Here is a 17,513-nt window from a genome sequence, read left to right as displayed (position 1 = left end):
GAGAAGCCGCTCTCTTCAGGGAGCGGAGGAGTCGCGAGTTTCACGACTGGAACGCTACGGAGGCCGCCTCCCGCCCGGTATCGGACAGATGACTGGAACCTGTCGGACGGGAACGGCTGCGGATCGGGCGTCCGGCCCGTCCGGGACCCGGCCGGGCCGGTGCGGTACGGACAGACCGCTGCGGTCCGGGCGGGTCGGTGCGCCGGGGCCCCGAAACGCCCAGGAACACCCGGAACGCCCCGGATCCGTCAGGGACATCCCGGCGAGTTGTGTGGCGGCTCCCGGAGCGGGGAGTCTCATCCCATGCCCGAAGATCGCCCGTACGACATCGTGCTCCTCGGCGCCACCGGCTTCACCGGTGGCCTCACCGCCGAATACCTCGCCCGCCACGCCGGTCCCGGCGTCCGCTGGGCCGTCGCCGGCCGTAACCGCGCCAAGCTCGAAGCGGTCACCGAGCGCGTCGGACTCCCCGGCCTGCCGCTGCTGCACGCCGACGTCACCGACCCCGCCTCGCTCGCGGACGTCGCCCGCCAGGCCAGGGTCGTCGCCACCACGGTCGGCCCGTACACCCTGCACGGCGAGCACGTCGTGGCCGCCTGCGCCGAGGCGGGCACCCACTACGCCGACATCACCGGTGAGCCGGAGTTCATCGACCTGATGTACCTCCGCCACCACGACCGGGCCGTGCGGACCGGCGCGAAACTCGTGCACGCCTGCGGGTTCGACTCCGTTCCGCACGACCTGGGCGCCTACTTCACCGTCAAGCGGCTCCCCGAGGGCGTGCCGATCGAGATGGACGGGTTCGTCCGGGCCGGCGGCCGGCCGTCCGGCGGCACCCTGGCCTCCGCGCTCCTGGTGCTCTCCCGCGCCCGCCGTACGGCCGAGGCCGCGCTGGCCCGCCGCCGGATCGAGGAACGCCCCGTCGGTCGCCGCGCCCGGGGCCGCGCCGGGACGCCCCGCTACGTCGGCGGCTGGGCGCTGCCGCTGCCCACGCTCGACCCGCAGGTCATCGCCCGCTCGGCCCGCGCGCTGGAACGCTACGGCCCCGACTTCACCTACCGCCACCACGTCGCCGTCCGGCGGCTGCCCACCGCGCTCGGCCTCGCCGCGGGCGCCGGGGCCCTCGCCGCGCTCGCCCAGGTTCCCCCGGCCCGCTCCTGGCTGGCGGGCCGGATCGCCGCGGGCGACGGCCCCACCCCGGAGCAGCGCGCCAAAGGCTGGTTCAAGGTCACCTTCCTCGGCCGGGGCGGCGGCGAACGCGTCGTCACCGAGGTCGCGGGCGGCGACCCCGGCTACGAGGAGACCGCCAAGATGCTCGCCGAGTCGGCCCTGTGCCTGGCCTTCGACGACCTGCCCGAGGCGGCGGGCCAGCTCACCCCGGCCGCGGCGATGGGCGACGCGCTGACCGACCGGCTGCGCCGCGCGGGCGTCACCTTCCGGGTGCTGAGCGACTCGCGCGCCTGACCCGCCCGGCGGGCCGTCCGATCAGGAGCCCGCGTAGCGGGCGGCCGCCGCCCGGGCCGCCGCCCCGTCGAGGCGGGCGCGCAACTCCGGCGGCCGGGGCGAGTTCTACGGCGACGACACCTACGAGGGCACCCCGGTCCGGGCGCGTTTCATCCGGTCGGACATCACCGGGGACTCCGCCCGCCGGGCGCAGGCGTTCTCCGTGGACGGGGAGAGGACCTGGCTGACCAACTGGACCATGGTGCTCACCCGCCGCCGACCTCACCGCGGGCCCGGGGTCGTCCCGTGCGTCCCCGCCGCGGTGAGGACGCTAGCCGAGCCGTACGGTGACCGTGTGCGAGGCGCCCTCGCGGTCCGCCAGCCGGCCCCAGGTGAGGGTGAGCCTCCGCCCGGCCGCCGCGGCGGTCAGGAGCGGGTGGCCGCGCGGCACCGCCGACACCGGCCGCTCCCAGGTCACGGTCAGCTCGTCCAGGTCGCGCCGGGGGTCTGCGACGGTCAGCGTGGCCGTGCCGTCGCCGCGCTCCCTGACCAGCACCGCGCACGGGGCCGAGGCGGTCAGCGGCCCGGCGGTCCCGCCGTTCCAGAAGTTGACGGCGGTGACCCCCAGCGACGGCACGTGGACGCCCTGCCGGTGGCGGCCGCCGGCCAGCACGCGGACCCAGCCGGGGTCGGCGGCGCGGGCCCGGGTCGCGGCCGGGCTCGCCCCCGGCATCAGCAGGTAGAAGTAGCCGGCCGAGGCGGGATCGACGCCGTGGTCCAGCCAGAGCGTCACGTAGCCCCTGGTCACGGGACCCGGCCGGGTGGCGTCCCAGACCGCCCGTTCCGCGCCCGCCGCTCCCGCGCGCCCGCCGTCCGCAGGGGCTGCCGCGCGCCCGGCGGCCGGCCGCTCCGGCGCGGCCGTGCGTTCCTCACGGAGCGTGCGCAGCCGGGCGCAGGGCAGCACGTAGCCGCCGTGCCCCTCAAGGTGCGCCCAGCCCGCCGTACGGTCCACCGTGAGGCGCGCGCCGGTCCTGCGGTTGTCCACGACGGTCTCCACCGGAACGCCGTCCGCGCAGCTGATCCCGGCGCCCAGGCAGACCACGGCGTCGTCGAGGAAGAACCACGACTTGAACGCCTCCAGCGTGCTCTCCAGGCCGGTCAGGTGCTGGCCGACCGCCGCGTACCGGCCGTCGGTGGCGCCGCCCACCCAGCGGACCGGCGGGCGGGTGTCGCCCCACGCCTCGCCCGCGCCGTCGGCGGGCCGCCGGGTGGAGACCGTCGTGCCGGGCAGGCGGCAGGGGTCCACGGTGTCCCAGAAGAAGTCGGAGTACTGGTCGCCGTGGCCCTCGGCCCACCAGTAGAGCATCCCGGAGCCGGTGTGCCAGCCGCGGAGGTTCTCGCCGTTGCCGTGCTCGTAGTGGCCGATCCGGTCCGAGGCCATGCTGAGGCCCGCGCACCAGCCCCGGCCCCGGTGGACGGCGCGGGCGCTTTCCGGGAACAGCCGGTGCCCGGCGGGCTCGGCGGCGGCGGGGACCCCGTCGTCGTCCAGGAGCGCGACGAGCCGGGCGTGGAACCCCAGGTCCTCGCGTTCGGCCGTCCGCGGCATGGGCCGGACGGTGTCGCGCAGCGCCCACCCCTTGACCATGCTCCGCCAGCGGGCCCGCTCGGCGGCGGAGGCCGTCTCGCCCAGCAGCAGGACCGCCGCGGCGATCGCGCGCCCCCGGGCGTGGTCACCGTACGGCCCGCGGCCGACGGCGCGCCCGCTGACGAGGTCCATGCACAGGCCGTCGTGGACGAACGGGGCGAACGACCTCTCCACCGCGTCGAGGACGACCTGCCGGTTCGGGTCGGTGACCTCCCACGGCGAGCCGCGCAGCACCGCGAACAGGGTCGCGAGCCCCGACAGCAGCGACGCCCCGTAGGTGCCCTGGTAGGGGACCCAGGTGTGCTGGACGAACGATCCGTCGCGGTGGAACCCGTCGCCGTCGGTGACATAGGGGAAGACCGGAGACAGCGCGGCGACGGCCCGCGCGGCGCCGTCCGGGTCGGCGGCGAGGACGGCGCGCAGCAGCCGCACCGTGCACAGGTCCACCCGGTTGGCCCCGGTGCTCGTCCCGTCGTAGTCGTCCAGGACGCACTCGGGCGCGAAGTGGTCCACCGCCTCCAGCAGCGCTCCGGCCCGTCGTTCCCCCAGGTGGGGGTCTGTCAGCAGGGCCGCGTCGAGGAGCGCCCGCGGGACGCCGATCCGCCAGTGCCACCAGTTGCCGGTCGCCTCGGCGTCCGCCGCGTACACCCGCCGCCGGTAGTGGTCCACGCCGTCGGCGACGGCCGCGGCGAGGTCCGCGTCGCCGGTCAGGCCGGTCCCCGGCAGCGCGTACGCGCGGGCCATGGCCCGCAGCCGGGCCGGGGTGGCGGTGAAGGAGGGGAACGGCAGGCCGGGCCAGAGCGACGACGTGCCCGGACGCATGGCGTCCCGGTGCCGCGCCGCCGCCGCGCCCAGCTCCGCCAGCCGGCTCCGGTACGGCTCGGCCGCCGCGTCGAACCCCGACCCGGCCGTGACGTCCCGCCAGGCGCGGCGCAGCGCGGCGAAGGGGCCGTCCTCCCGGGGATCCCCCCGGCGGGCGCCGTCCCGGCGCCCGGTCCACGGATGTCCGGCCGGGGGCAGGGCCAGAGCCCCGGCCGCGACGGTTCCGCCGAGGCGGAGCAGCGATCTCCGGGAGTATCCGATCATGCCGGTCATGCCGGGATTATCACGCGTGAGACCCGCCGCGTGACCGGAACGGCCGGGAGACCGCCTGCCGGTCCGGCGGCCGACGGTGAAACGGCCGTGCCCGCCCGGCTGGAGGACCGGGCGGGCGCGGGACGGCGTCATGGTGCCCGAACGGCACCGCGCCGGGGCCTTCCGGGAGGTCAGCCCGTCGGCGCGTGAACCTCCCGCAGCAGCCGCGATCCCCACGGGCACCAGTGGCCGCCGGGCAGGAACGCGCCTCCCGCCTCGTCGAGGTGGTCCTCGACGTACCGGATCGAGGCGTCGCACACCTCGATGGCGACCTCGAAGAACGAGGTCGAGGCCGGGTCGAGGGTGAAGTCCCAGCCGGGGTTGTAGGGCGCGGGACGCTTGACGATCCTGCCCATGACATGGGTGCGGTCCCGCTCCGCGCCGCTCAGGATGTCCCGCGCCTGCTTGATCTTGGCGGGGTCGCTGAGCTTGAAAATGAACTTGTCGGGGGCCGGCGGGTAGTCGAACTCGAAGTAGGCGTCGCCGTCGGCGGCGCGCGGGCTCACGTCGTCGGCCTGCTTCGCCGCGGCGGGCTGGGCGAGGGCGAGCATCGCGACCGCCGCGAGGATGCCGATCCTGGTGGTGATGGTGCGTCGCATGGGCAGCTCCCGTGCTGTCGGGCCGTGTCCACGGCCGTTCGTGGCGCAATGTAACAGTCCAGTAACTAAGAGTCACCGATCCGAAGCGGCGCCACGCTGTCAGGCGGAAGGCGGAAGGCGGAAGGCGGAAGGCGGAAGGCGGAAGGCGGAAGAACGGATGACCGGACAGCCCTGGGACGCGTCGCACCACGACGGCCCCGTGCCCTGGGACATCGAGCGGCCGCAACCGGCCGTGGCGCGCCTGGCGGCCGAGGGGCGATTCACCGGAACGGTGCTCCGCGGCCTCGGACGCGAGCGGTCAGGAGCGCCTCGCCGGCGAGTTCGTCCTCGCTCTTCCGTCCTGGCGTAGAAGCGGGCTTCGATCAATAGGCTGGTCCCATGCCGACCGGTCCGCGCCCATGTGACGTCACCTTCCGGAACGGGGAGGTGACGCTGGCCGGTTCGCTGACGGTCCCCGACCGGGGCGGGGAAGCGGCGGGCGTGGTCATGGTCGGTGGGTCCGGACCGTCGGACCGCGACAACGACATCTACTTCCCTCCGATCCGGCGGCACCTGGCCGACGCCGGGGTCGCGGTGCTGTCCTACGACAAGCGTGGCGTCGGCGGGTCGTCCGGTGACTGGCGCGACGCGACCATCGGCGACCTGGCCGCCGACGCGGCCGCCGCGCTGGACTTCCTGCGCGCGAGGCCCGGAGTACGCGCCGGCGCGGTGGGGCTGTTCGGTCACAGCGAGGGCGGCTGGGTCGTCCTGCGCGCCGCCGCCGTCCGGGACGACCTGCCCTGGGTGGTCACCAACGGCTGCCCCGGCACCACCCCGGCGGTCCAGGACGTCACGCCCTGACCGGCGCCCTGCGGCGGGCGGGGGCGGACGCGGGGGACACCGACCGGACCCTGGCCCTGTACGACCGTCTCGTCGAAGCGGGGCGGGACGGCGCGGACTTCGCCGCGGCGACGAGATTCGTCGGCTCGGCCAGTCCGTCACCCGCGTTCGCCTCCTACTGGGCCGGGGTGGACGAGCGCCTCTGGGAGTTCCTCAGACGAAAGCAGGACCACGACCCCATCCCGGACGCGGCGCGCCTGCGCTGCCCGCATCTGGCGATCTTCGGTGGCGCGGACGAACTGGTCCCGTCGCCGAGAGCGTCCGCCTGTTCGGCGCTGCGGCGTGCCGCCCGGACCGTCACCCCCGGGCGAGACTGACCGCGGAGGTGTTCCCCGGGGCCGACCATCGCGTCCAGATGGGCGGTGACGGTCTCCTGGCGTCCCACTACCTCGTCACCCTGACCCGATGGATCGGGCACCACACGCCCATGACTCCCACGCCGTGACCTGACCGGTGCCGCACCGGCACTTCGTCGATCATGACAACATGGCGGGATCACCTCACGGGAGACCACCATGCGGAAGCCCGCGGCCGGAAGCCGGCGGGTCGCCGGCCGACCGCGACCAGGCCGGCGCGGTCAGAGGTCGGGGGCGGCGGGGCGGACGATGCCGCTCTCGTAGGCGAAGACCACCACCTGGGCGCGATCACGCAGCCCGAGCTTGACCAGTACGCGGCTCAAATGCGTCTTGACCGTCGCCTCGGCCAGATGCAACACCGCGGCGACCTCGGCGTTGGACAGCCCGCGCGCCACCTGCGTCAGCACCTCGTGCTCGCGCGCGGTCAGCCGCGCCAGCCGTTCGTCCCGCTCAGCGGGCCCCGGCGTCATCTGCGGCGCGAACCTCTCCAGCACGCGGCGGGTGACGCGTGGCGACAGCGCCGCCTCTCCCGCCGCGACGGCGCGGATCGCGCCCAGCAGCTCCTGCGGCCGTGTGTTCTTCGGCAGGAACCCGGCCGCTCCGGCCCGCAGCCCGGCGAAGGCGTACTCGTCCAGATCGAAGGTGGTCAGGATGAGCACGCGTGAGCGCGGGCTGTCGCGCACGATCCTGCGGGTGGCCTCGATGCCGTCCAGGCCGGGCATGCGCACGTCCATCAGCACCACGTCCGGACGCAGGTGCCGCGCCAGCCGGGCGGCCTGCTCGCCGTCATCCGCCTCCCCGGCCACCTCCATGTCCGGCTCGGCCTCGAAGACCATGCGGAAGGCCATCCGCAGCAGAGCCTCGTCGTCGGCGATCAGCAGCCGGATCATCGTGGCGCCCCCAGGTCCAGTACGGCCAGCACCCGCCATCCGCCGTCCGCCACCGGCCCGGCGTCCAGGGTCCCGCCGTAGGCGGCCACCCGTTCCCGCATGCCCGCGATCCCGCGCCCGTCGCCCGGGAGCCCGGAGCGGGGCCCGGACACCCGGGTCCCGGCGTCGAGGGGCCCGGGGGAGCCGGGCACGGCCGGGCCGCGAACATCGGTGACCTCCACCTCGGCGCGGCGCGACGACACCTCGACCCGCACATCGGCGCGGGCCCCGGGCGCGTGCCGCAGCGTGTTCGTCAGCGCCTCCTGAACCAGCCGGTAGATCGTCAGCTGGGCGGCGGCGGGAACCGCCTCGGTATCACCGGCCACCCGGACACACGTCGCCAGCCCGGCCGCGCGCATCCGCTCGGCCAGCGGACCGAGCTCGGCGATCCCGGGCGCAGGCCGAAGCATCTCCTGGAGGCGGTCCTCGCCCGAGGCGGCGCGGCCGCGGCCGATGCCCAGGGAGCGGCGCATGTCCTGCAGGGCCTGGCGCCCCGTCGCGGAGATCTGCTCCATCGCCGCCGCGGCCCGGTCCGGCGCGCTGTGGCGGACGTAGGCGGCACTGTCGGCCAGCGCCACCATGACCGACAGGTTGTGGGTGACGATGTCGTGCATGTCGCGGGTCATCCGCGCGCGTTCCTCGGCGACGGCCAGCCGTGCCCGCCGCTCGCGGTCGCGTTCCAAGGAGGTCACGTACGCCCGCCGTGCCCGCATCCACAGGCCGGCCATGAGGGCGGCGGCCGCCATCGCGCTCAGCGCGGCCACTGTGAAGGGGAACCGGCCGGGCGGCGCCCAGCGGGCGGCGGCCAGCAGCACCCCGGCCTGCAGCGCGAGCGCCGCCGGCAGGGTGTGGCGCAACGGGCGGCGCGCGGCGACCGTGTACAGGGCCGTCAGGAGGGCGGCGTCGGCGGGAAGCTGCACGTCCAGCGCCCACTGGACGGCGGCGGCGAGGCCGATCGCGCCCAGGACCGTCATCGGAGCGCGCCGTCTCCAGGCCAGCGGCGCCACCAGCGCCGTATGCAGCGCGAGCAGCCACGGGGGACCCGCCGGCACCTGGCCGGGTCCGAGCGTGGCCAGGAACAGCGCGGCGGCGAGCAGCGCGTCGGCGGGCACGGTCGACCATCGGCTCAGCGCGGTGAGGCGGGCCGCCAGATGGCCGGCTGGTTCCATGCACGTCACCCTAGGCGCCCCGCGGGTCGGCTCCCGGTCATCCCCGGGGACGACCGTCATCCGAAAGTCGCATGCGCGCGTGCGACCTCCGCCGCTGGCCCGCGGGCATGCCGGGCTGCCAGCCTCGTCGGACATCCTTTTCCGTTCGAGGAGCTTTCGCATGTCCCATGCCACGAGAAACACGGATCGGACGATGGGTGCCGAGGCCACCGGCCCGTCCGCCGTTTCCAAGAGCCCGGCGTCCGCCGTCTCGAAAACCGCGGGCAAGGCCGCGGGGCTGGCCGTGCTGGTGCTGGCGGTCTCCCTGCCCGCGGCCGGCGCCGACGCCGGGAGCCCGATCCGGGTGAGCCTGCCCGCGCCCGGCGGTCCCTATCCGGTCGGGACCGTGGCCATGCGGCTGGTCGACCGCTCGCGGCCCGACCCGCTGGTGGCGGCCAGGCCGTACCGGGAGTTGATGATCAGCCTGTGGTACCCGGCGGCGGGCGGCGGCCCGCTCGCGCCGCACATGGCGCCACTGGCCGCCGCCGACTGGGATCGGCACTCGGCGCCGCCCCTGGGCATCGCCAAGGGTTCCGTCGCCTGGACCGCCACACGCACCCACGCCCGCGTGGGCGCGCCGGTCGAGCCGCGTGCGGGCAAGCTGCCGGTGGTGCTGTTCGGTTCGGGAGACGGCGGGCCGCGCACGCTGGGCACCACCCTGGTCGAGGACCTGGCCTCGCGCGGCTACCTGGTCGTCACCGTCGACCACACCTACGAGGCCGACCAGGTGGAGTTTCCAGGCCGACGCCTGGTGCGCGCCCTGCCGCTGCCCGCGAAGCTGACGCCGAAGGTCATCGCCGAGCTGCTGGCCGAGCACGCGGCGGCGCGCCTGGCGGATATGCGCTACGTCCTGGACCAGGTCACCGCCCTGGCCCACGGCCGTCCGATCGGCGGCACGCTGCCCACAGGGATGCTCGGCGCGCCCGACGTCTCGCGGGTGGGGGCGCTGGGACAGTCGCTGGGCGGGTCGGTCGCCGCGCAGCTGATTCGCGAGGACGCCCGCGTGGACGCGGGCGTCAACCTCGACGGCGCCTATGTCGGCCCGGTGGCCACATATGGCGTGACCAGGCCGTTCCTACAGCTGGCGGCCGAGACCCACACGCGTGACAGCGAGCCGGGCTGGAAGTCGTTCTGGCGGGCCTCGACCGGATGGAAGCGGGAGTTGCGCTTCAGGGGCGCGGCCCACGGCTCGTTCACCGACCTGCAGCCGCTGCTGCCGCAGATCGCGGCCAAGCTCCCCAAGGTGCCGCTCGCGGACTACGTGGGCACGATCGATCCCGGCCGTTCGGTGGCGGCCCAGCGCGCCTACGTCGGGGCCTTCTTCGACCTGCACCTGCGGGGCAGGCCGACCCACCTGTTCGAGGGCCCCGGCACCCGCTTCCCCGAGGTCTCCCTCATCCCCTGACCTCGGGGGGTGTCGGCTCTCCGCTCACGCGGCCGGTTCCCGGGAGGGGAACCTCTCGGTCGTCCGGGTCGCCGGGGTCGAACCGGACGCTGAAGACCGCCCCATGGCAGGGTAGGCGGTGCCGATCGGCTGCCGAGATCCGTGGTGTCCGGTTCTTCCCAGCCCCCGGAACCGGACGTCCCAGGGGCCTACCGACGATGAGTAAGAGCGTGTCCTACATGGTGGGTGATTCGTTGAATTCACCATGGACGGCGGGCAGTGGGACTGGATCGTCCCGGCGGGGTTGTGGGAGATCGCGCGGCCGTTGCTGCCGGCGCCCCGGGTGCGCCCGCAGGGCGGCGGGATCGTCGGTGTCGCTGATGAGGCGGTGTTCGCCGCAATCGTCTATGTGCTGGTCAGCGGATGTGCCTGGCGGGCGCTGCCGCCGTGTTTCGGAGCGTCGAAGTCCACTGTGCATCGCCGGTTTTTGATCTGGTCGCGGGCCGGGGTCTGGGAGCGGCTGCACCAGGCCGTCCTGGACCGGCTGGCCGCCGATGACCTGCTGGATGTGTCACGCGTGGTGCTCGACTCGGCGCACGTGCGCGCCAAAAAGGGGGCGAACACACAGGTCCTTCACCCGTGGAGCGGGGTAAGCCCGGTTCCAAGCTGCACGTCCTGTCGGACGCGGCCGGACTGCCCCTGGTCGTCGGCCTCTCGGCGGCCAACACCCCTGACAGCCGTGAGCTGAAGCCGATGGTGACTCGTCTCCAATCGAGACACGACCCTGTTTCGGGCCGATACCGTAAGATCGGCAAGCCCGGCAAGCTCCACGCCGACAAGGCCTACGACCATTCTGAACTGCGGCGATGGCTGCGCGGCAAGCGCATCGGGGTGCGTATAGCCCGCAAGGGCGTCGAGTCCGGCCGGCGACTGGGCCGCCATCGGTGGGTGATCGAACGGACCATCTCCTGGCTGTTCGGCTACCGGCGCCTGTCACCCCGCTACGAGCGTCGCCCCTACGCCTACCTGGCCTTTCTCACCCTCGCTGCAGCCATCACCTGCCACAAGCGACATCTCAAACTCACCATGTAGGACACGCTCTTAATCGAGTGCGAGAGTCCCGGTCCGGGTGATACAAGGTCTGCGTGCCTGAGCATCCCTACTTCCCCACCCTGCTGCGGATGATTGACGAGCGGTCCGCCGCGTTCCGCGCCACCGTCGCCGCGGCCCCCAGCCTCGACGCCGATGTCCCGTCCTGCCCGGGCTGGACGCTGTACGACCTGGCGAACCACCTCAGTGAGGGGGACCGCTTCTGGGCCTACATCGTGCTGAACACCGCGCCGGGCGACGAGCGGCCGAGCAAGGACGGGCTGGCGGCGCCCAGGGAGCGCGAGGCCCTCATAACCTGGCTGGCCGACTCGACGGAGCAGCTGCTTACTGCTCTGCGCGAGGCCGGCCCGGACCGGGGCTGCTGGGCCTGGTGGGAGCCGCTGGCCTCGCCGCACACGGTGGCCGCCGTGGCCCGCCGCCGCGTCCCGGAGTCGCTGATCCACACCTACGACGCCCAGCTGGCCTCCGGTACCCCGCAGGAGCTGCCGACGACCGAGGCGGGCGACGCCATCGAGGAGTTCCTCGCCACCGTCTGCACCGGCACGGTCCCGTGGCCGGGCGAGCCCGCCACCATGGACTACCACGCAGCCGAGGCTGGCTCCTGGCGCCAGACGGTGGACGCCGCCGGTTCCCGCTTCACCCGCCTCACCGCGGCGGAGGCCGCCGAGAGCAAGCCCACCGCCGCCATCTACGGCACGGCGAGCGAGATGGCCCTGCTCATGTACATGCGCATCCCGGCTGGCTCGCTGCGGATGGAGGGCGACGCCGACCTGCTCCAGCAGCTGCAGGACTGGGGCTGAGACCGACCGGCAAATGGATCACTTGAGGCGTCGGGTGGTGGGGCGGCCGTCCCAGCGGTAGCGCGGGGTCGCGCGGCGGATGAGCATACGCAGCATGACGATCGCTGCGGACAGGTGGAGATAGAAGCCACGACGCGGCTGCGCTGCTCGGTACAGCGCCGCAACTTGCCGAAGCCGTTCATCCATGCGTGGCTCCGCTCCACCACCCACCTCTTGCCGGCCTGGATCGGGGCGGGGATGCCTTTGCGGGCGATCTCGCCGGTGAAGCCCGACTCCCCAAGCGCAGAACGGGTCTTGTCGCTGTCGTAGCCGCGGTCCAGGTTCACGTTGACCCGGTCGGGCAGCTCGCCGACCTGTTCCTTGGCGACCTTCAGGGTGGGCACGAGCAGCGGGGAATCGTGCCGGTTGGCACCGGCCGAGACGATGCCGAGCGGGACGCCGGTGGCTTCGGTGGCCACCGAACGCTTCAGGCCCTGTTTGCCTCGGTCCACCGGGGAGCGACCGGCGCTCTCCTCGCCGCCAGGTGCCCTGGTGATGCAGCCATCCACGGAGAGTTCGTCGAGTTGCAGGCCGATCATACGGTCGTACGCCTGTAGGGCGAGCGCGTGGATCTTCTCAGCTGTTCCAATCTGGGCCCAGTAGTTGACGCGGCGTCTGATCGTACGGTCGGAGCAGCCCGGAGTGGCGATGCGCCACCTCAGGGAGAACATCGCTCCGCCGCCGCACGGACGGTACGACGACGAGGTCGGGGCCGAGCACGTCTCGCAGGTTCCCGAGGACGGGTTCGAGAAGCGGGCGTGCCGTACGGCGAGCGGGCGCCGGACCGCCCGCCGGTCGTGGTCCGGCCTCGCCCGCCGTACGCGATCAGTGGACCGGTCGTTCCCCGGGGGAGCGGCGGTCGGCCAGGATGTCGGCGAAGGCCACCGCCAGCGTCACCACCACGAACCCGATGGTGACGTACAGCGCGTGCCGGAACGCCGTGGCGTAGTCGCCGTGGGAGGAGGCCACCTGGGTGAAGAACGCCGAGCCGACCACGGCGATGCCGACGGCGGTGCCGATGCGCTGCCCGGTCTGCAGCACGCCGCCGGCGCTTCCGGCGTGGGCCACCGGGACCTCCGACAGGGTGAGCGTCTGGTTGGGGGAGATCACCAGTCCGCTGCCCACGCCGGCGACCAGCAGCGGCACCGCGATCGCCCAGGCCACGTGCTGGCCGGGCACCAACCGTACGGCGATCTCCACGGCGATGAGGCCGACACCGACCAGCACCAGGCCCACCGCCACCAGTGGGCGGCCGAGCCGGGTGACGATCCGGCCGCCGAACACCGAGGCCGCGGCCGACCCCGCCGCGAACGGCGTGCTCGCCAGCCCCGCCGCCAGCGGCGAGTAGTGCAGGCCCTCCTGCAGGTAGAGGGTCAGGATGAAGAAGATCGCGGTGAAGCCCGCGAAATAGAGCGCCGCGATCAGGGCGCCGAGGCCGTAGGAGCGCCTGCGGAACAGCGCCAGGTCGACGACCGGCTCACCGCGACGGGCGTACCGGCGCTCCCAGGCCACGAAGACGCCGAGCACCGCGACCCCGGCGGCCGGCAGCAGCCACTTCACCGTGCCGTGCCACTCCTGGCTCTCCACCAGCGGCAGCAGGATCAGCACCACGCCGATGCCCAGCAGCAGCACGCCGACCGGGTCCATGCTCTTGCGCGGCCGTTTCTCCGCCGGTTTGGGGATGTAGCGGTAGGCCAGGACGATGGCGAGGACGCCGATCGGCACGTTGACGTCGAAGACGTAGCGCCAGCCGTCCTGTTCGCCGCCGAGGCGGATGATCACGCCGCCGAGCATCGGGCCGATGGCCGTGGATATGCCGATGGTGGCGCCGAGCAGCCCGAACGCCTTGCCCCGCTCGGCGCCCCGGAAGAGCTGCTGGATGAGCCCGCTGACCTGAGGGTTGATCAGCCCGCCCGCGATGCCCTGGACGAGCCGGGCGACGACCAGCCAGGTCGAGTTCTGCGCGATCCCGGCGGCGGCGCTGGACAGGGTGAACAGGGCGACGCCGAAGGCGAAGGCGTTGCGCCGGCCGTACATGTCGCCGAACCGCCCGGCGGGCACCAGGACCAGCCCGAAGGTGAGCGCGTAGCCGGAGACCACCCACTGCAGGTCGCTCTGCGGGGCTTCGAGGCCGGTGCGGATGGAGGGCAGGGCGACGTTGACGATGCTGACGTCCAGCAGCGTCATGAAACCCGCCACCAGGCAGACGCTCAGCGCCTTCCAGCGGCGCGGGTCGGCGGCCTGGTCGTCCCGCGTGGTCGAGGTGCCTCCCTGCCGGGCCCCGGCGCTCACAGGACCGGAAGCCGGCGCGTGCCGGTCCGTCCAGCGCCGTGCCGGGTTCCGAGCGGCGTCGGCCGAGGGATGGGAGTCATCGTTACCGCCTCGTTCTCTCCGTCGGGGAGCACTTTCCGCTGTTCAGAAGCGCGTACCTACCCCTTTTCGTCAGGTCATTCACCATACCGACCGTCCGGGGCAGGTCACGGCGGAGAACCCGTGAGCGGAGGAGAGGGAGAAACGGGTACGGCGGGCGGCCGTGGCCGCCCGCCGTACCGGGTCGCGGAGCCGTCAGCGGGTCAGGTCCGCTGCCACAGCGCCGGGACGTTCGGCGGCTCCCAGCCGGGCACCGAGGTGTGCCCCTGCAGGCACCGGTAGCCGACGCCGTTGTAGGTCACCGTGTCGCCCACGGCGTAGGAGGTCCAGGCCGCCCAGGTGCCGCCGCCCTGGCCGTCGCCGCCGACGGTGAGGGTGAGCTGCGCCGTGTGGCCGGCGTCCGGACCGGTCGCGGTGAGGGTGACCGCGTACGTCCCCGCCGGAGTGTTCGCCGAGGTGGCGACCGTGACGGTGGCGGACTGGCCGGAGCTGATGGAGGCCGGGCTGAAGGACGCGGTCGCCCCGGAGGGCAGGCCCGAGGCGCTCAGCGTGATGGTCTGCGCGTTCCCGGAGGTCACCTGGGTGGACAGCGTCGCGGTCGCCGACCCGCCGGGCTGCACCGTGGCCGAGGACGGGCTCACCGCGACCGAGAAGTCGTTGCCGGTCGGGTTCGGGGTGCAGGTCGGCTCACCGCTCTGCGCCGGGACGCTGACGGCGGACCAGGCGGCCTTGACCGCGTTGACCTCGGTGCAGCCGCCGGGGAAGAGCTGCCGGGCCGCGGCCACGGTGGCGGCGCGGGCCTTGGCGTGCGTCCACGGGGTGGTCTTGCTGTTCAGCCCGGCCATGAAGATCTGCCCGGCCTTCTGGATGCCGACGCCGGTCAGGGACGGGCCGGAGCAGACGGGGCTGGACGGCTTGCCCGCCGGGTTGCTGCCCTCGGCCAGCAGGTAGAACCAGTGGTTCTGCGGGCCGGCCGCCGCGTGCACCTCGGTGTTGGGAATGGCGGAGCTGTAGCAGTTCGGGTCGCCCAGTGCGCCCGGGTTGTACATGTTGCGGATCGGGCCGCTGCCGGTGAGGTTGACCTCCTCGCCGACCGTGTAGTCCGGCGGGTCGGCGGAGTTGGCGGCGAAGTGCTCGGTCAGCGCGCCGAAGATGTCACCGGTCGACTCGTTCAGGCCGCCGGCCTCGTTGCCGCTGCCCGCGCCGCCGGACCCGGAGAACTGGAAGATCGCGTGGCCGAACTCGTGGGCCACCACGTCCATCGGCGTGGCCTGCTGGCTGCCGGCCTGGTTGCGCCCGAAGTTGGTGTAGGAGCCGTTCCAGTAGGCGTTGACGTCGGTCAGCCCGACCCGGGCCGGGTACGCGCCGCCCGAGCCGTTGAACCCGTTGCGGCCCAGCCAGGAGCGCAGCATGTCCCACTCCTGCTGGGCGGCGTACAGCGCGTCCACGCAGGCGGTCTCCAGGTCGGTTCCCCGCCCGTTGCCCCAGGAGTCGTCGGCGCCGGTGTAGGCGGCGCCGTTCTGCCCGCCGCAGCGCAGGCCCGGCCGGGTGCCGTCGGTCATCGAGTAGGACCCGCCGGAGCCGGAGGTCTGGATGGTCACCGGGTTGCCGTTGTAGAAGGAGTTGCCGGTGCCGGCGCGCACGTCGTCGTAGGAGTCGACGACCGAGCCGTCCCGGGCGTCCACGAAGACGTGCAGCACGCTCGGAGTGCCGTTCGCGGCGGCTCCGGTGACCACGACCTCCCACGCCGTGCGGGGCCGCGGACCGGCGGCGTGGACGACGAGGCGGGGCGTGTCGGTGCTCTCCACGGTCGGCAGCAGGCGGCGGGCGGTGGCGGCCGCGGCGTCGGCGCCGATCTTGCTCTTCACGTCCACCTTGATCTCGGCCTGCTGGCCCGAGACCACGGACCCGACCTGGTCGCCCGTGCCGTCGGTGGCGACGATCACGTCGCCGCCGTAGACCGGCAGCCCGCGGTAGGTGCGCGCGTAGGTGAGGTACTGCAGGCCGCGGGTTCCGATGACGGTCCTGGCCAGGGTGAAGGTGTCGTCGGGGCTCTTGAACAGCGCGCCGGACCTGGCGGAGAGGGCGTCGGCGGCGCTGGCGGCCGCGCGCCTGCGCGCCTCGGGGCCGGGCGGCGCGAACGCCGGCGGGTCGGCGGGCGCGGTGCGGGCGGCGGGGACCGCCTGCGCCGCGGCGGCGGGGACGGCGGCGCTCGCCGCCGGGCCCGTGGTCATGGCGACGGTCGCCAGTACGGCGACCGCGCCCAGTTTGGCCTTGGAATTCACGCGGGGTGACTCCTTCTCGGTTTCCCCTGGGGGGTGGAGGGACGCGAGGAGCCCGGGACGCCCGTTGGCGGGCCCCGTGGGGGAGCCCCGCCGGGAGGCGTTCCGACGGTTCGGGCTGGACCAAAACTGACATCGCCGCGGCGGGCCGAGTACCCCACGAAATTGCATAACCCGGCCATATGGGGAAGGCGGGGCGGTGGGGCCGGGCGGGCCTCAGCCGGATTCGGGCGGGGCTTCAACCGGGTCCGGGCAGACCTCCGGTGGGCCGGGGCGGCCTCGGGCGCGCTCGGCGAACGCCGGGCGGGCCTCAGGTCAGCGAGGCGAGCGGGCCGTGGCGGTCCAGCCACGCGGCGTAGACCGGGGAGCGGCCCACTCCGGCCCAGTAGGCGGCGGTGACCGCCTGGACGAGCGCGGCGGAGTGCGGGGCCACCGGACCCAGCTCGGTCCATCCGATCATGTGGCGGAAGCGCAGCGGGGTCCCGGTGAGGGGCCGGATGGCGATCCCGGGGTAACCCTTGCTCGTCGCCTGGAACATCCCCACGCACCGGGCCGAGGCGATGAGGTCGAGGGCGAGGCCGAGGTCGGCGGAGTAGGCGATCTGCGGCGTGAAGCCCTGCCCGGCGCAGGCCGCCCAGAAGTGCTCCCGGTGCCCGGTCTCGGCCAGCGCGTGCAGGCTCCAGTCCTCGGCCGCGAGGTCGCGCAGCTCGATCTCCTCCCGCCCGGCGAGGGGGTGGGACTCGGCCAGCCCGACGAAGATCGGCTCGACGGCGACGCCCGCGTACCGCACGCCCGGGGGCGGCGACAGCTCGTGCCCCGGGTAGTCGCCGAGGGTGGCCAGCTCCAGCCGCTCGGACTCCAGCAGCCCCGGCAGCAGGTCCATGGCCTCCTCGGTGCGGACGACGACGTCGGCGCCGGGCAGGAGTTCCCCGAGGCACTTGATGACGTTGATCGCCAGGTGGCTGGACATGCAGCCCACCCGGACCGTGACCCGCTCGGCGGCCTGCCCGGCGTAGCGCATGCCGTCCCGGCGCAGCTCGTCGAAGGCGGGCAGCAGCGAGCGCGAGCGCACCAGCACCCAGGCGCCGAGCTGGGTGGGCCGGGCTCCGTCCCGGCCCCGCTCGAACAGCGGTCCGCCGAACATCCGCTCGATGCGCCGCAGTTGCGTGGCGAGCGCCGGCTGGGACATCTTCAGCGTGGTCGCCGCCTTGGAGATGCTGCCCGAGTCGGCGATCGCACAGATCGCGCGTAGATGACGTACTTCCAGGTCCACACCGGCAGATTAATAGTTAATAATCTTTCCGATAAGTCTTGTGGCGGAAACGCCTGGAAACG

General features: G+C 73.8%; 14 protein-coding genes and 1 pseudogene. 6 read left to right on the top strand and 9 right to left on the bottom strand.

The window, feature by feature from the left end; genetic code table 11:
- Positions 1-303: 303 nt before the first annotated feature.
- On the top strand, positions 304-1,464 hold the full coding sequence (locus tag HDA43_RS00260; RefSeq protein WP_179817735.1) for a saccharopine dehydrogenase family protein: 1,161 nt from the start codon (positions 304-306) through the stop codon (positions 1,462-1,464).
- Positions 1,465-1,584: 120 nt separating this feature from the next.
- Here HDA43_RS00260 and HDA43_RS35650 read toward each other — a convergent pair whose 3' ends face one another.
- The 3 genes from HDA43_RS35650 to HDA43_RS00250 all read right to left on the bottom strand — a co-directional run bounded on the left by HDA43_RS35650 (position 1,585) and on the right by HDA43_RS00250 (position 4,821).
- Positions 1,585-1,713 (bottom strand): hypothetical protein, encoded by a 129-nt coding sequence (locus HDA43_RS35650; RefSeq protein ID WP_281395001.1) that lies wholly within the window; start codon positions 1,711-1,713, stop codon positions 1,585-1,587.
- A gap of 61 nt (positions 1,714-1,774) precedes the next feature.
- On the bottom strand, positions 1,775-4,183 hold the full coding sequence (locus HDA43_RS00255; protein ID WP_246423874.1) for a polysaccharide lyase 8 family protein: 2,409 nt from the start codon (positions 4,181-4,183) through the stop codon (positions 1,775-1,777).
- A gap of 170 nt (positions 4,184-4,353) precedes the next feature.
- A complete protein-coding gene (locus HDA43_RS00250; protein ID WP_179817734.1) occupies positions 4,354-4,821 on the bottom strand; it encodes a BP74-related protein in 468 nt (155 codons plus the stop codon).
- Positions 4,822-5,199: 378 nt separating this feature from the next.
- Between HDA43_RS00250 and HDA43_RS00245 the strand changes: the two genes are divergently transcribed.
- Positions 5,200-5,661, top strand: coding sequence for an alpha/beta hydrolase family protein (locus HDA43_RS00245; RefSeq protein ID WP_179817733.1), 462 nt, complete (start codon positions 5,200-5,202; stop codon positions 5,659-5,661).
- A gap of 167 nt (positions 5,662-5,828) precedes the next feature.
- Complete coding sequence (locus tag HDA43_RS00240) at positions 5,829-6,017, top strand: hypothetical protein (RefSeq protein ID WP_179817732.1); 189 nt, start codon at positions 5,829-5,831, stop codon at positions 6,015-6,017.
- Between the two features lie 260 nt (positions 6,018-6,277).
- Here HDA43_RS00240 and HDA43_RS00235 read toward each other — a convergent pair whose 3' ends face one another.
- Positions 6,278-6,946, bottom strand: coding sequence for a response regulator (locus HDA43_RS00235; protein WP_179817731.1), 669 nt, complete (start codon positions 6,944-6,946; stop codon positions 6,278-6,280).
- Positions 6,943-8,154 (bottom strand): sensor histidine kinase, encoded by a 1,212-nt coding sequence (locus HDA43_RS00230; protein ID WP_218911530.1) that lies wholly within the window; start codon positions 8,152-8,154, stop codon positions 6,943-6,945. The genes HDA43_RS00235 and HDA43_RS00230 overlap by 4 nt, the downstream gene beginning before the upstream one ends.
- 193 nt (positions 8,155-8,347) lie before the next feature.
- Here HDA43_RS00230 and HDA43_RS00225 point away from each other — a divergent pair, with 193 nt between their 5' ends.
- The 3 genes from HDA43_RS00225 to HDA43_RS00215 all read left to right on the top strand — a co-directional run bounded on the left by HDA43_RS00225 (position 8,348) and on the right by HDA43_RS00215 (position 11,487).
- Positions 8,348-9,598, top strand: coding sequence for an alpha/beta hydrolase family protein (locus tag HDA43_RS00225; RefSeq protein WP_179817730.1), 1,251 nt, complete (start codon positions 8,348-8,350; stop codon positions 9,596-9,598).
- A 244-nt stretch (positions 9,599-9,842) separates the two neighbouring features.
- Positions 9,843-10,669, top strand: a protein-coding gene (locus tag HDA43_RS00220; RefSeq protein WP_179817729.1) for an IS5 family transposase whose coding sequence is annotated in 2 segments (ribosomal slippage) — positions 9,843-10,185 and positions 10,185-10,669 — 828 coding nt in all. Because the reading frame shifts where the segments join, the coding sequence is not laid out codon by codon here.
- A gap of 53 nt (positions 10,670-10,722) precedes the next feature.
- Positions 10,723-11,487 (top strand): maleylpyruvate isomerase family mycothiol-dependent enzyme, encoded by a 765-nt coding sequence (locus HDA43_RS00215; RefSeq protein WP_179817728.1) that lies wholly within the window; start codon positions 10,723-10,725, stop codon positions 11,485-11,487.
- 18 nt (positions 11,488-11,505) lie between these two features.
- Here the strand turns inward: HDA43_RS00215 and HDA43_RS00210 are convergent.
- The 4 genes and pseudogenes from HDA43_RS00210 to HDA43_RS00195 form a co-directional block, all read right to left on the bottom strand.
- Positions 11,506-12,179 (bottom strand): annotated as a pseudogene (locus HDA43_RS00210) (transposase); the annotation flags it as partial.
- A gap of 172 nt (positions 12,180-12,351) precedes the next feature.
- Entirely contained in the window at positions 12,352-13,818 is a 1,467-nt protein-coding gene (locus HDA43_RS00205) for an MFS transporter (protein ID WP_179817727.1), read from the bottom strand.
- A 281-nt stretch (positions 13,819-14,099) separates the two neighbouring features.
- The gene (locus tag HDA43_RS00200) at positions 14,100-16,181 is read right to left on the bottom strand and encodes a M4 family metallopeptidase (protein ID WP_312872848.1); all 2,082 of its coding nucleotides are present in this window, start codon (positions 16,179-16,181) and stop codon (positions 14,100-14,102) included.
- 307 nt (positions 16,182-16,488) lie between these two features.
- A complete protein-coding gene (locus HDA43_RS00195; RefSeq protein ID WP_179817726.1) occupies positions 16,489-17,451 on the bottom strand; it encodes a LysR family transcriptional regulator in 963 nt (320 codons plus the stop codon).
- Positions 17,452-17,513 lie beyond the last annotated feature (62 nt).

It is taken from the genome of Streptosporangium sandarakinum (assembly GCF_013409935.1).
Lineage (GTDB): Bacteria > Actinomycetota > Actinomycetes > Streptosporangiales > Streptosporangiaceae > Streptosporangium > Streptosporangium nondiastaticum.
This window is presented reverse-complemented; position numbering and strand designations above follow the sequence as displayed.

Excerpts from the sequence above, each read along its gene's own strand:
- HDA43_RS00260 (WP_179817735.1), top strand. The coding sequence starts at position 304 with ATGCCCGAAGATCGCCCGTACGACATCGTGCTCCTCGGCGCCACCGGC.
- HDA43_RS00255 (WP_246423874.1), bottom strand. The coding sequence starts at position 4,183 with ATGACCGGCATGATCGGATACTCCCGGAGATCGCTGCTCCGCCTCGGC.
- HDA43_RS00250 (WP_179817734.1), bottom strand. The coding sequence starts at position 4,821 with ATGCGACGCACCATCACCACCAGGATCGGCATCCTCGCGGCGGTCGCG.
- HDA43_RS00245 (WP_179817733.1), top strand. The coding sequence starts at position 5,200 with ATGCCGACCGGTCCGCGCCCATGTGACGTCACCTTCCGGAACGGGGAG.
- HDA43_RS00235 (WP_179817731.1), bottom strand. The coding sequence starts at position 6,946 with ATGATCCGGCTGCTGATCGCCGACGACGAGGCTCTGCTGCGGATGGCC.
- HDA43_RS00230 (WP_218911530.1), bottom strand. The coding sequence starts at position 8,154 with ATGGAACCAGCCGGCCATCTGGCGGCCCGCCTCACCGCGCTGAGCCGA.
- HDA43_RS00225 (WP_179817730.1), top strand. The coding sequence starts at position 8,348 with ATGGGTGCCGAGGCCACCGGCCCGTCCGCCGTTTCCAAGAGCCCGGCG.